General features: G+C 33.7%; 15 protein-coding genes. 7 read left to right on the top strand and 8 right to left on the bottom strand.

What is annotated here, in order from left to right; all coding sequences use genetic code 11:
• Nucleotides 1-101 precede the first annotated feature (101 nt).
• Nucleotides 102-437, bottom strand: a complete 336-nt coding sequence (locus LMF89_RS23435; RefSeq protein ID WP_229537217.1) for a hypothetical protein — start codon at nt 435-437, stop codon at nt 102-104.
• Between the two features lie 70 nt (nt 438-507).
• On the bottom strand, nt 508-1,161 hold the full coding sequence (locus tag LMF89_RS23440) for a 3'-5' exonuclease (RefSeq protein WP_229537219.1): 654 nt from the start codon (nt 1,159-1,161) through the stop codon (nt 508-510).
• A gap of 268 nt (nt 1,162-1,429) precedes the next feature.
• On the opposite strand from LMF89_RS23440, the gene LMF89_RS23445 reads away from it, so the two are divergent.
• The gene (locus LMF89_RS23445; protein ID WP_229537220.1) at nt 1,430-1,960 is read left to right on the top strand and encodes a 3D domain-containing protein; all 531 of its coding nucleotides are present in this window, start codon (nt 1,430-1,432) and stop codon (nt 1,958-1,960) included.
• Nucleotides 1,961-2,355: 395 nt separating this feature from the next.
• On the opposite strand, the gene LMF89_RS23450 is transcribed toward LMF89_RS23445, so the two are convergent.
• Together LMF89_RS23450 and LMF89_RS23455 are read right to left on the bottom strand one after the other, a co-directional pair.
• Nucleotides 2,356-3,123, bottom strand: coding sequence for a DUF1828 domain-containing protein (locus LMF89_RS23450; RefSeq protein ID WP_229537221.1), 768 nt, complete (start codon nt 3,121-3,123; stop codon nt 2,356-2,358).
• Entirely contained in the window at nt 3,086-3,583 is a 498-nt protein-coding gene (locus tag LMF89_RS23455) for a DUF6978 family protein (protein ID WP_229537223.1), read from the bottom strand. The genes LMF89_RS23450 and LMF89_RS23455 overlap by 38 nt, the downstream gene beginning before the upstream one ends.
• A gap of 384 nt (nt 3,584-3,967) precedes the next feature.
• On the opposite strand from LMF89_RS23455, the gene LMF89_RS23460 reads away from it, so the two are divergent.
• The 5 genes from LMF89_RS23460 to LMF89_RS23480 all read left to right on the top strand — a co-directional run bounded on the left by LMF89_RS23460 (nt 3,968) and on the right by LMF89_RS23480 (nt 11,263).
• Nucleotides 3,968-4,630, top strand: coding sequence for a hypothetical protein (locus tag LMF89_RS23460; RefSeq protein ID WP_229537224.1), 663 nt, complete (start codon nt 3,968-3,970; stop codon nt 4,628-4,630).
• A 216-nt stretch (nt 4,631-4,846) separates the two neighbouring features.
• The gene (locus LMF89_RS23465; RefSeq protein WP_229537226.1) at nt 4,847-5,563 is read left to right on the top strand and encodes a hypothetical protein; all 717 of its coding nucleotides are present in this window, start codon (nt 4,847-4,849) and stop codon (nt 5,561-5,563) included.
• 397 nt (nt 5,564-5,960) lie between these two features.
• Nucleotides 5,961-6,755, top strand: a complete 795-nt coding sequence (locus LMF89_RS23470) for a hypothetical protein (protein ID WP_229537227.1) — start codon at nt 5,961-5,963, stop codon at nt 6,753-6,755.
• A gap of 11 nt (nt 6,756-6,766) precedes the next feature.
• Entirely contained in the window at nt 6,767-7,198 is a 432-nt protein-coding gene (locus tag LMF89_RS23475; protein WP_229537228.1) for a hypothetical protein, read from the top strand.
• A gap of 87 nt (nt 7,199-7,285) precedes the next feature.
• Nucleotides 7,286-11,263 carry an nSTAND3 domain-containing NTPase gene (locus tag LMF89_RS23480; protein ID WP_229537230.1) on the top strand — a complete coding sequence of 1,326 codons (3,978 nt, stop codon included), beginning with the start codon at nt 7,286-7,288 and terminating at the stop codon, nt 11,261-11,263.
• A gap of 106 nt (nt 11,264-11,369) precedes the next feature.
• Here the strand turns inward: LMF89_RS23480 and LMF89_RS23485 are convergent, their stop codons facing one another.
• From LMF89_RS23485 to LMF89_RS23500, 4 genes are all read right to left on the bottom strand, one after another.
• Nucleotides 11,370-11,540 carry a hypothetical protein gene (locus LMF89_RS23485; protein ID WP_229537231.1) on the bottom strand — a complete coding sequence of 57 codons (171 nt, stop codon included), beginning with the start codon at nt 11,538-11,540 and terminating at the stop codon, nt 11,370-11,372.
• Nucleotides 11,541-11,758: 218 nt separating this feature from the next.
• Nucleotides 11,759-12,415: a carbonic anhydrase gene (locus LMF89_RS23490; RefSeq protein ID WP_229537232.1), complete on the bottom strand. Its 657-nt coding sequence runs from the start codon at nt 12,413-12,415 to the stop codon at nt 11,759-11,761.
• Nucleotides 12,416-12,508: 93 nt separating this feature from the next.
• A complete protein-coding gene (locus LMF89_RS23495) occupies nt 12,509-12,928 on the bottom strand; it encodes an ImmA/IrrE family metallo-endopeptidase (RefSeq protein ID WP_229537233.1) in 420 nt (139 codons plus the stop codon).
• Nucleotides 12,929-13,094: 166 nt separating this feature from the next.
• Nucleotides 13,095-13,496, bottom strand: a complete 402-nt coding sequence (locus tag LMF89_RS23500; protein ID WP_229537234.1) for a helix-turn-helix domain-containing protein — start codon at nt 13,494-13,496, stop codon at nt 13,095-13,097.
• 160 nt (nt 13,497-13,656) lie between these two features.
• Between LMF89_RS23500 and LMF89_RS23505 the strand changes: the two genes are divergently transcribed.
• Nucleotides 13,657-13,920, top strand: coding sequence for a helix-turn-helix domain-containing protein (locus LMF89_RS23505; RefSeq protein WP_229537236.1), 264 nt, complete (start codon nt 13,657-13,659; stop codon nt 13,918-13,920).
• Nucleotides 13,921-14,146: the final 226 nt, after the last annotated feature.

The raw sequence follows: 14,146 nt of genomic DNA on the forward strand, positions 1-14,146 counted from the left end.
AATATTTGCTCTTTTTATACCAATTGGAGTTTACACAAAATCAGGGATACACCCTATCCATTTCAGGATTAGTGCTGTGGCTTTTATTATTTTGCTATAGTTCAAATTTCTAAACGAAGCCAGCTTTTAAGTTCAGCCACCTTGCTTTTTCCATATTCTCCAGTTGATTCAACATGGTAAGAGATGTTTTTCATGTTCTTCAGCAAATAAGGGTGTATTTCTGTTGTATTAGCAACCCAATAAACTTCTAACAAAAGCTGAAAGCATTCGGTAATTATAAAAGCTTCATTCTGTTCAAGGATTAGATCAATTACCTCTGGTATTAAATTATAAGCTGTTGATGGTTTTAGATTGCAGGTTATTTCCTTGCGACAATCGTGAAAGTACCATTCATTATCTTGAAGCTTCTCTTGCCAGTTGGTAAATTTATCATTCATTACTTTTTTAAACGTGGATATATATATTCACCTACCTAAATTCGTTACTTCTATTCTCCACTCCGCTATTTTAATTAAAAAACACATTATTATATTCTTTCTTATCACATGTTTGCATTATTGACATAGGAATGATGGTATTCTGTGATTTATTATTTGTTGATAATAGTATCTGAGCGCATATTTGGGCATCAGAAAGTGCGTCATGATGCTGTAATTCTACTTTTAAATATTCGGCTATAGTAGGAAGTTTATGGTTTAGTAAATGAGGCCAAGCTCGTCGAGCAGCTATACATGAATCAAGAATCGTAAACGAGGGAGGGGTAATCTTGTAATGTTGGAGAGTGGCGAGTAATACCGATATATCGAAAAAAGCATAGTGCGCTGCAATGATACCGTATTCTTTAATATGTGGTTCTATTTCTGCCCATACTTTATCAAAAGTAGGAGAGTTTTTGACCATTGCATAGGAAATCCCATGAATGCTTGTCATATCAGCCGAAAAATATTTTGTATGTGGATGGACTAGCCACGATTGAGAATACACTATTTGGCTTTGCTTAACAACGACCATCCCAATTTGACATATACTTTCTTTTGCTGAGCTAGCAGTTTCGAAATCAAGTGCAACAAAATTAAGAGGTCGGGGAGAAGATGGGAATAAATGTTTGAACCATTTAAATGCAATCCATATAAGGGATAATGCTAATAGTAATGATAACAATGATTTCACCGACCTTTTCATATTTTGTTTTTGTTAATTTAAGTATTAGTTTAATTATTTAAATAAGAAAATCCTGCTAATTTATGTTAGTGTAATCATATTTTTACATATTATTGTAAAATATAGTATTGTAGTTGCAAATAGCAAGGACAAACAGTTACCTTGATGACCTCTAACGGGAATAAGAAAATTTATCCATTGATACCGCTTCCACTTTACCGATATAATATAAGCTAAGCCTTAATATATCATTTGAAGGAGTGATAGGATGAGACTAAAATTGATTATCGGCACGATTATAATAGCCTTACTACTTGGCGTTGGCATCAACTACAAAACAGTCATTGATCAAAAGCAAGCTGACGAAACGCGAATAGCACAAATAACGTTTGAGGCTCAAGTGAACCAGCAAAAGGTTGAGGACATGCAAAAAGATATAGCAATTCTAAGGCGTGAGCTGGCACTTCAGCGTGATGTCTACCCGACTAGTCGTGGTGGACACCGAGTGGCTCGCTACATAGACGGCGCACAGGTGACTTGGTATAACGATATGGGTAAAACAGCATCTGGTACAACAGCTACCTCAGGCAGGACTGTAGCCGTTGACCCGGACGTAGTTCCACTAGGTTCAGAGGTTGAGATTGTTATGCCTGACGGCAGAGTGTTTCGGCGTATTGCAGAAGATACTGGTGGGGCGGTTAAAGGTAAAGTGTTTGACGTTCATATAGACGCTTCAGATGAAGAACTATATGAGCTAGGGCGTACCCATGGGGTGAGAGTATTTGTTCTTGATAGGTAGGGATAGACGATAGATTTCTGCAAATACCAAAAGTCATAGGAGTAAGTCACAGAAAAAATGAACTTAGCGTTCACGAGGTTTATGATTTTGAGCTTTTTAAAAAATATACAACATATCTTGTACAAGGATACCAGATGCTAGCAGAAGTCAGTAAATACAAGGATTGCCACTTTGGACATGACAGTGGTGCCATGTAATTGAACAAGTCTTAATATGAATTTAACATATGAATGAGTCAGATGACGGTTATCGACTTGTTTACGTACAAGCAATCATTACTCAAAAGAAAGACACAGCCCATCCAACACTGGATCAGAGCTGCGTCTTTTTTGTGTAATCATATTTTTACATATTGTTGTAAATAGAAAACAAAAGTAGTTAGAGCATCTTTGATTTTAAACTGCTAAAGCATCAATGTAGTTCTCTCGTTTGGACCAAAGGACCGGAACTGTATTATATGCTGAAAATGCAGTTAAAATATTTTCAGCAACTTTACGATTATCGTTCAAAAAGACATATAGCATACTATCTTTTGATCGAGCAGGTTGTATATCACTCCAATTAAATAGCTCAACTTTTGCACTGTTCACATTGGGTGAATTTACTGCTGCAACTAGACGTTCAGGACTTTTCTTTGATTTTGGTATAACAAAATCTACACAATGTGAAAAGCCACTTACGCCTTGAAGCTGGAGGTCTTGAGTATAGCGTATGTCGTTATCGTCAAAAAAAGCGACTAAATCTTCAATGAAGATATTTGCTACCTGATTTGTTGATAGCAGAAACATATCATTTACAGATAAGATTGCCTGGATAAGAAAGTGCTTTTTTTGAGGGAAATTAGTATCACTAGCTTCTATAATCAGTTCGTTGTTTTGTAGTTTAACTCCGAATCCATTAAGGAAAGAATGCAATACACGTTTTCTATTTTGAGAATTAATAGGGCAACCAGAAGCTTCAAGGTCAGAAAGCGTGTAACCATCGTCGCTAATTTGGATTTTATCGCCAAAACGTCGAACGTAAATAACAATGCCATCATTATGCCTATCAAGGAATGGGGTTGTTATTTCAGTCCACTCATCAAGAGACTTAACTATGGTTTTTTGTTTGAGCCAGTCGAAATATTCACTTTTCCAATCTTTTGCTAACTTCTCCTGTATCATCAAACAACCCACCTTGTACTGAAATATGTATATCATTTATGTTAATTACGTTGGAGTAATTAAGAAAGTCGTAAAAAGTTTGAACTAAATCTTTGGAGTTTATGAAACTGTCAGGAAGTGGATGTGCAAAGCGGTCATTATAGCCTTCACGATAAATATGAAGATGTGGTGCTGGTACATCTACTCCGTCAGGATTAATATGTACACCTTGTTCAGTATCTACTCGTAAAAGAATAACATTTGCTTTGTTTAATTCTGTATATGAACATTTTAAACGATTCTTACCACCACGTACAATAGCTAAGGTGAATTTTTCATGCGAATCTGTACTTTCTATAGGATAACGTGTGTTCTTTCCAGGAATAGGGAATTTTATAGAAGGTGTTTGTAAAAAGATTTTTTCTAAAGCAATTAGTAAATCTGCTTCTGATTGAGTTAGCATAGTATCACCGTCTTTCATTTGTATGTTTTGTGCTATGGAATATATGTCTAATGATTACCTTGCTTCCACGGAGATGATATAGTTAATGATTTTATCAATACAGACAAGTAAAGAAATCCTTAAACGATAATTACTTTTTTATAGAACTGATATATTGCTTAATGTAATAACTTATATCCTATTCAGGAAATTCCTTCTAAATTTTATTAATATACTCATTTTTACAAATTGTTGCAAAATATGGTTTTTTCATGAATATCTTGAAATTCTAAAAGTCAAAAAAAAAGCATTTCAATCGCTTAGTAGTTTACTAGATAAGAAAAATGATCGAATGAAAACAATTTCATTAGCAATTATAGCAACTGAAAAAAGGCCTCGACCATCCGACAATATATACAAGAGTTGTCCAAAGATATCGCTTCAGATTATAATTCTGCATTTATCAGGCAGCTTGATAACAGAATTGGTGAATTGAAGGCTCAAAATATTGAATTGCGGCAGGCTCAAGAACTTGCTCAAAAGCGAGAAAATATAGTTGTTGCTTTAAATAGACTTCGGAATCAAGTCAATGCATTAAAAATTAAAGTTGATTCTCATTTAAGTTCTGCACAGAAGGATATGCTTACTAAAAACGAAAGTTTCAGCGAGATATATTTTGAATTAATGAAGGAGGCAGATGATTTTTGTTATACTGCTTATATAGGTGACGATTATATGCCACATATTAATAGAGGAATTTATAGGGAACGCAGTGCGTTGGTGCCTAAACGTCTTATGTTCTTTTTGACGATGTTAATTATTAGTTTGCAAAAAACTGTAAACTTTCCTAAATTCCTTCTAATCGATACACCAAATAAGGAAGGTATTGACAAGGAAAATTTGATAAAAAATATCTCTTTGCTTTCTAAGGCTAACAAAGTAGAAACAAAGCCTAATAGTTCGTATCAAATGATTTTAACTACGGGACTTGGAGCATATCCAGAATCTTTTAAGGAGTATGTTGTTTTGACACTTGAGGGAGATAATTTCTTATTGAAAGAAAAAGGTAAAATAGCAACACCTTAAACAATGAACTTCTTACAGAGATGCTTTCAGGCTGTCTTATTTTATAGAAAAAGTTAATCGAAGAGAAAATATGATACAGGTATGATACAGGAGTAACACAGCTATCCATTAGTGGAGCAGTACTGTGTCATTTATATATTCATATTTTTACATATTGTTGCAAAGAAATGGTGAAAGTTACCCCAATTTACAACGATAGATGTTAAGGAGAAAATCATGATGATTGACGATCAGCGTTTTCAGTTAAAAATATTTTTAGATAAATATTTTTTTGAATTACAGCATGAAGGTGGCGGTATTTGTGAATTGCCTGTTTTTGATCTTTATGCAAGAGATTACTTGCGTTTTGCGGAAGAATCACTAAATAAAAACAGTAATTATGGACTTATCAGCTGTATTTCTAATCTTAAAAGGGCTATGGATTGTCAAATTGATACCTTTTTTTATACTATAAATCTATACAATAGTTTTCAAAAACGAAATCTTAAGTTTGAAAAAAAGCTCGGACTCATTGAGGCCATTGGACTTTTCGGAACTCGCTCACTTACAAAGTTAAATCAGATTCGAAATAAAATGGAACATAAATATGAGGTACCAAAGATACAGGAGATTGAACTTTACTTTGAATTAGTGGAGGCTCTAGTCAGATCTATGGAGCTAGCAACTATGGCCCTAAATTGGAACAGTCAACTTGATTTTTCTATATATTCAGGTGACACTCGAATAGGTTATTTTAATAGTGAGTACAACTGTGGCGAAAATGAACCATTTGTCACAACTCAGTGGTCTATAGAAAATATTGAAAAAAAGTGTTTCAATGTAAAAATAGATGACTATATTGTGTTTGCATATTTTTTTAGGATACATCTTTTGCTGTATCAAAGTCAGGCAATCGGAAGTAGGGAGTATTTACTGTCACGAATTGAAATTTAGTCGATTTTGGGAAATACCACTATCATGGCACGATTCTATTGTTTAGCGAGTAATAGATTGTATATTTGTCGAAAAAGTACAATGAAGACACAGCCTATCCATTAACGGATAGGTTGTGTTTTTATTATTAATCATATTTTTACATATTGTTGCAAAATATGGTTTTTTTCTCAAAGATTGGCAGGGGAAATAACATCTTAGTAGAAAATAAATATATCCACTCAAAATTCATGATTGTTCACCTACATACACCAATAATTATCTGTAGAAGACTCGGCGTTATCATCATGTGTAGGATTTTCATACGTACAGATCGAACAATGATAGTAAATACATATTATGGGGATGAGGCGGATAAGTTGAGTTAAATAATCAATATGATATGGCAGGGAGATATATGAAGTATTTATTTTGGAATACTCAGAAAGCAAAAATTAACTCGATATTAGAAGATTTAATAGTTGATACAGGCTCCAGTATTGTAGGGTTAGCTGAATATACTGATGATATTAACGTATTATTACATAAATTGACCTTAAAAGGATTGAGGTACTACCATATAAATAAAATTGGATGCGAACGCATAGACATTATAGCCAAATTCACACCGGGTTTAATTGAGCATCTAAATGAATCCTCTTATTATACGATTAAAAAAATTCCACACGAAAAATTAGGTTTTCATCTTGTGGCCTTCGTCCACCTGCCAAGTAAAAAGCATGAAGATGATACCGACTACCTATTTTATGCTCATGATTTGAAGAAGGACATTCAAGAAGCAGAACAAGTTTCTAACAATTCGTATACGGTGATTCTCGGGGATTTTAACATGAACCCCTTTGAAAATGGGATGATTGCTGCACGTGGACTACATGCAATGTCTTCTAGAAGAATTGCAGAAATTGGTTCTCGAAGAGTCAAAGGAGAAGCATTATCCATGTTTTATAATCCTATGTGGAATATGTTTGGGGACAAGACAGAACCACCTGGGACGTATTATTATAATCGTTCTAACCAAATTAATTATTACTGGCATATGTTTGACCAAGTTATAATAAGACCTACTTTATTAGAGCATTTTGAGCATGATAGTCTGAAGATAATTACAAATGTTAATAGTATAAGCTTGGTAAAGAAATCAGGGCAACCACAACAGAGCGATCATTTACCCATTGTGTTTGTAATAAGATAGGAGGGTTTACTATGGAGAGTCTATGGCCATTATCATTTGATGTCGAGGATGAAGCTTCCCCGAAAGAGATTGTGAAATTTCAAATCGACAAACTAGAGGAAATAACAGGAGGACTTGTATATGCCGAATTAATAGCTGAAGCTCAACTAAGTGAGTTTTTCTCAAACACAAATTATGATTTCAACTACACGATGCGAATTCGCAGTAAGTATCTTGCGACCTACAGTTTTGCAGTCTTCTCATTAAAGCACAATATTCCATTTTATCCTGTTGATATTGTAATCGAAGAAGAGACTCGCAAGGAGCTAGGGCTTCCCGGAATGGTTGAACCAAAATTAAAGAATGAAGATGAACTAATAGAAATGCTTAAGAAGATATTTACTAGTCAGCGTATTAATAAGATAATCGGGACACTAATTAGAATGTCTAAAATTGAGCTCTAAATAAAGTAATATTACCATATAAGGTGATAGTAGAAATACGCTCATGAAGGGTAGACTCTCATGTCTATATTTAAAAGGAGAATTAAGATGTCTGTTGAAATTTATGGACCTAAGGGATATGATTATCAGTATTTAAATTCACTCTTAGTTGCATTAGAATATCTGGATAGAGATGATGTGGAAGTTTATATTGAAAAGAAAAATGAAGAAGATGCTCAAATTAGATTTAATGAAGAGGGACGAACATATACCATTGATCTTCAAGCAAAAAGTAGAACTGAGGAAATAGGCTTAGCCGATTTTTCTGATTGGATAAGTCATTTTGAAAGCCTAAGTGCAGTTATGAATTTATTAAATAAAATAAATAATGACAATGATAGATTTGTTATATTCGTTTCTAATGTAAGGTGTAGCGACGATGTTAGCTCATTTATAGAAAGTGGAGAAATTCATTCTGAGTCGAATAATGGATTGAATAATGATTTATTGAATAAAATCAGGACCTATATTTATTCTTGTTATGCGGATGCAACTACACTCAGTGTTTCAAGGCGGGATGCTTTAAAGTCATTTATAGGCAACTTAACTAATAATAAATTTAGAAAGATATTAAAAAGAATCAAGATTAGAGAAAAATACACTAAGGAGTATACTATTGAAAAAATTACTTCTTTGCTAAACAAAAAATACTACATACCTCAAAGCATAATTGATACAGTTATAACTGAGTTGACAGATGAAATAAGAAATGGTAGAGATTGTGATAGATCGATAAGCTCTGATTTGATTCAAGTAATTGATAAATATAGTGGGAAATATATACTTAATAAAGATGAAAAATATATTAGAAGAACTGAAAAGGAATTATGCGAGGAGGTATTGAACACTGAAAAAATTTTATTGTTAACAGGCGTCTCGTTCTGTGGTAAGACATATTTAGCAAAAGATATTGCTGAAGAATACCTAAATAAAGGTTATAAAGTTGAAATAACAGGGGAGCTTCATGGTGAGAGTGGTGCTAATTCTTTTATAAAGCATAGAAGTATTGAAGATCGGTTGCTAATACTAGAAGATCCGTTTGGCCAAGTAGAAACTAGAAAAGATGCTATAAGTATCTGCAGTGAAATTAGAAGTTTAATTCGAGAGTCAAAATCAAATCGAAAGATTATTATTACTTCAAGAAAAGATATTATTTTAGACACAATGTCTAAGAAAACTATTAGTGAGTGTTCAATAGATTCACACAATTGGATAGATTTGACCCTCGAGAAATCTAGCTTAATACCCACTGCATGGGGAAAATATTTTGAAAATGAACTAGAATCTAAAAATTTATATGAAAAGGTAACTAATTGGCTTTTAAAGATTGAAAAAACATCTTCACTTCAGCTAGGTCATATAGCTAATATTTATAATAGTAAAAAAAGTTTAAGAGAGCTGATGTTATTAGATCCGTCGGATATAGTAAATCTAGCAAGAATAGATTCAAATGACTTAGCTAGGATAATAGAAGGAAGGGGAAGTATAGCCGCTAAGGTTTTTATTGCTCTAGGATTAAGTTGTAACACGTACAAATCTGTCAATATAAATGATCTAGCTTTTATCTTAAGCAGTTATGAAGAGAATCCAAGTATCAATGAAGACAGTGATACTTGGATTACATATTCTTTCGGTGAAGTTAATGAAGCAATATTCCCCCAATATAGCCTAGCAGTAAAAATTAGTGATGAGTATAAGACTGAAATAAAGTATCTAAATCAGCATGGATATATAGAATTTGATAATTTAAAAAGAATTATGTTTGTTCATCCAATATACCATTATGCAACTCAATTACTATTTAAAAGATTTTTTTTGGATGTTTTTGAGCAGCAGGAAGTATTAAAGATCGCACAGCAAAGCCTGAGTTCTCTTTCTAAGAATGCTAATTTATGCACTTTAACTATGGTTGAAAACGTTTATAAAGAAAATCCTAATGCTGAATTAAAAACACTTATGCTAAGGAGTTTAAAGTCGATTTTTCCTTCTGTTAGGGATCGAGTTATAATGTTCTTTGATCGACGGATTAATGATTTAGACGAATTGGAGCAAACAAATTTTGTTAATGTATTGAAACATGCCGATAGAATAGTGAATGATGGAATCTTATGGCACCAAGGTACACCTTGGTTTAATCCATCTAAGGATAGAGGATTTCATTGGTTCAGTCACCAAATAAGTGAAGATGAATTTTATTCTTTGTTGACGAAAACAGAGAGTGAAATTGCTTTATCAGCTGAGGAAATGTGGAATTTGTTGAACGTGAGAGATACGGAGTTAATTACCATTAAGGGTTTAGAGAAGGCATCATCATATGATGAAAGTTTTATAAGGGAAAAGGCTATTAGGTTAATTTTTAAAAATTATGCTTTTGAGTTTGCTAAATTAGATAACTATTTAGATGATTATGAACACCCTGATGTGATTTATGGCTTATTTAGAGGCGCACTTGATTCATGGAGCAACTATAGTAATGAAGCTAAGAGATTAATAATAGAATATTATAAAAAATCATTAAATGTAATGTCTGTATCAATACGTTCAAAAAAATTTTTGGAGAACTTTGAAGATGAGCACTCTGATGAAAGCATTGACTGGAGTGAAGTCGAGGAGAAACATAAAAAAAATTTATGGTGTGTATGGCATGAAGTTTTTATAGAGTTTTTAAATAAATTTCCTTCTAGATATATTAAAATGAATGAGCCTCATATGGTAGAGGTTACCGAGCATTCTTTAAAGTATATCAAATCTGAAGAGAAAGTTGTTGAATTAGCGACTGCATGGTTTAATTGGTTGGAAAGATATTTTCTATATAATTTACCAGATGATTTTGGAATGAGTGTAGCCCAATATCTTATAGATGGAACTAAAAATAATTCAAATTCCAGGGAAAGTATTTTTAAGTTGATGCTCTTAACAGATAAGACAAGCTTTATTACTTCAAACGTAAGAGTATTCATTAATTCTTGGGAGTACTTATCAGATAATGAGAAAGTACTGGTTTTAGATTTACTAACATCAAATCGAAATGATATTAAATGGATTAAGGCAGTAGCATTAAATAGTGTAAACATACCAAGTGAAGTACAGATCAAATTATTGGGTGAATCTATTAAGGGTAAAGATATAGCTGAAGTTGTTGATATGTTAATTCAGAAAGATATATTAGAACAATGTTTAAATATACATTGTGGATATCCTCAACCTTTGTGGTGGAATGGATATCATCATAATAACTATGAGTTATGGGATGCAGTAATAGTTGAGGTTTTAAAAAGGAATACTTTTAACAGAGGTTTTAATATTGCTTTGCGCGAAGTAATTGAGTTGCTGTACGATAATGATACCTCCAGGATAAATCATATATATGATTTATATATATATGATTTATTGAAGGAAAAAGGAAAAAGGAAGGTAGTATTTCAAAGATTATTGTGCACTACTATAGATCAAAATCAATGTAACAAAAAAGTATGGGATCTATTATTTCAGCATAGTACTGCTGAAGAGAAAGAATATTATTATGATATGATAGTTGCCGATATCGAGCTTATTCAATATCAGCAACTATCTTATAAGGATCTGTTTTCATTATTTGATAAATCTGTGGTTTTAGACATAATATATCCACGTTTAGCAATTGATTCTTCAATTAGAAACTTTGGAAAGGTTGTTTTACAATTCTATAAAATATTAGAAGAAAGTAGAAAAAAGTCTGAAGGTTTTCAGCATAAAGAAATTAAGTCAGCTATTCAAAAATTCAACGATGAAGATATATCAAAACAAAGTTTTAAAATGGAAAAAATTAAGAAGCGTTATGAAGGATTTGTAATAAAAAAATATAAAGATAATCCTCCAAGATTATCTTTAACTAATAATTTTGTAGGAAATATTATAAAAGAGGTTGGTATCAATTCATCTGAATTGATAGAATTAATTGAAATGAATCGGAAGCGATTGATAAATATTACAAGTAATCTTAGAGAAAAATATAGTGACCATTATAAGATAGAGAATTGGGTATAATAAAAAGAGTTTTAAGAGAATCAAATGGTTATTATTTAAATCCCAGTGACAATTTCTGATACAATTAATATATACTAATTACGATAAATAGAGTAATTAGTATATATTAATTTTTCCTATACCCAACCAACTCCACAATCCCTTCCTCCCGCACATACCGACCAAGATCATTATCATATTCAACCCTGCAAGCCTCTTCATCAAACAGCAGCTGCCATGCAAACTCATTTGCCTCGCGCTCAAAGTGACCAGGGGAGAAGAAGGTATGTTCAATCATAAAGTAGTAGCCCCAGCCTTTGTGGAGTAGGGCGTGCCATTGGTGCCATGTCCATAAACATAAAAGTAACATTTATATATAAGATTATGGAATGAGTTTTTCCAAAGTTACTGAAAGCAAGTGCACCAGTGCTAGCAATAGAATAGGCAAACCTCAACCTTCGAAATGAGGGTTGAGATTTACCTATTTTTGATAATTATTACCCTAGTTCCATTTGGTTACTTGATGAACTCAACCTCTCCCGATTCAAGATGATACTTGGCTCCTAGAAATTTTACACCTTCAACATGAGTGATTACATGATCGCTATTTAAAGAAGCTACCATGTTGATTATGTTAGCGTCAGTTGCGGCTTCGTATACATTATCAGAGTGCTTTGCTTTGGCTGCTGCAACAGCAGGTTGGATTTTGTCTGCAATTACTTTGATATTGGGAGGCAATTCGCCACCATCAACCGTTGCCTTCACGGCACCACATTTTTCGTGACCTAATACAACAATTAGCTTGGCGCCAAGATGTTCTACAGCATATTCGACACTTCCTAACTCAATGGCATCAAGGACGTTGCCAGCTACACGCACGACGAAGAGTTCCCCCAAACCTTGATCGAAAAGGAGCTCTGGTGCAACACGAGAGTCAGAGCAACTTACAATCACGGCAAAGGGATGCTGACCTTTGGTCAATTCGATTCGTCTGGTTTTGCCAATTTCGCGGTCAGCATACTTCTCGGAGAGGAAACGCTTGTTGCCGTCAATTAACATTTTTTCCGCAACCTCAGCTGAGATGGAGGGTGCCGATGAGGAAGCTAAGACGGGAGTAATGAGAGATATAGTGATGAGAAGAGTAAATAGGATAGATAGGTACGGTTTACGCATAGTTTCGATAGCTCCTTTAGTAATATTTGGGTAATTTGATGTTACTTCGACAATTCACAAGGGCATTCCTGCCATTAAAGCGGCAATGCCTTATCACTTCCTATAACCAACCAGCTCCACAATCCCTTCCTCCCGAACATACCTGCCAAGATCATTGTCATATTCAATCCTGCAAGCCTCTTCATCAAACAGCAGCTGCCATGCAAACTCATTTGCCTCTCGCTCAAAGCGACCAGGAGAGAAGAAGGTATGTTCTATCATGAAGTAATAGCCCCAGCCTTTGTGGAGTAGGGCATGTCCTAATTCATGGGCGCAAGTTTGTCGCTGCTTATAAGGCTCTAATTCACTATTAAGTACAATGAATTTGCGTCGAAGAACTCGATCATAAAAACCGTGAATATGTAGAGGGAGAGAAGCGAATCTAATTTCTATTTTTAGATAATCTGCAAGTTCATAAGGGTTACGAGTATTAAATTTTTTGACTAAATTTTTCACTCGGCGTTTAACATCCATAATAGCAACCTCCGACAAAAAGAACTAATGTTCGACAAAAAGGTATAAATAAAACACAGCTTTCTTAAGGGCTGTGTTTTCCTTTATTTAGCCTGCTTCAAAAGCGTGAATTTCTCCATTGGTTTTGTGCAAGTAGAGTAGAAAAGTGTACAAAAGTGCATTGTTCTTAATTTTTTTTTCTCTTGTTAAGTTCCTTAGCACGCTTATATAATTGCAATTCAACCACATCAAGAATGGCTTGCTTGTCCGCATCTGTAAGGGGAGTACCACTAAACAGTATTTCATGATCATCAAGGATCTTTTGAAGGTCTTTAGGCTTTTTGTCCTCTTTGCTAGGTAAGTGAGTATTATTTGAAGTTATATGTCCAGCTACTTTCATTAACTCTTCGTAACTTTCATTAAGAGCAGTAGCAATTTTTTTTAAGGTCTTAGGTGTTGGAGCTGAGCGTTTACCATTGATAATGCGTGATATATGCGCGCCACTAACCCCTGATAATTCAGCAAGGTCATTTACACCAATTTTATGGTTTTCCATTAATAATTTAAGGTATTCGCCAAAAGTAGGCATCTTTTTACCACCATCCTAAATATATTTTACTTTAATAATTACCAGTTGGCAATAAAATATAAACTATTAAAAAAGCCATTGACAAAATGTAATGAATGTTTTATATTATTACCAAGAGGTAATTACCAAAGGGTAACAACATATGGAGGTGATAAAGTATATGGTTATTGAAGAAAACGATGTGAAAGTAAATTTGAAAAATGTACAGTTATTTATGCATGATAGAGGTTTGTCAGAGTATGGTCTATCGAAGATTATGAATGTCTCATATAGCTATGTTTATCGTGTTATGAGAGGTCAAAGGCCTCCTCGACAAGGATTTGTGAACGGTCTAATCAGAGCAGGCATGGATCTTAATGAAATTTTTTTAGTTAATCCGTTACCAAAAGGTAATGACAATCCTCCAAAGCCAAAAGCTAGCTAAGAAGGTGAGGTCTTCTAATTAATGCTATAAAACGGCTGAAAGGAGTGAGACTTATTTCAGAAGAAAATCCTGCCACAACCAAAGAACTTTTTTCTGAGAAACAGATATTTTGTATTGCTAGACATATGCAACGCTATGTTGATGCATTAATTCACAGATATCCTCATGTCTCTGGACTTTGCTACCGGTGTCCTAGGATTCCTGAATGCTCAGAAACAAGCTACAA

The organism is Pelosinus baikalensis (assembly GCF_020819555.1).
Lineage (GTDB): Bacteria > Bacillota > Negativicutes > DSM-13327 > DSM-13327 > Pelosinus > Pelosinus baikalensis.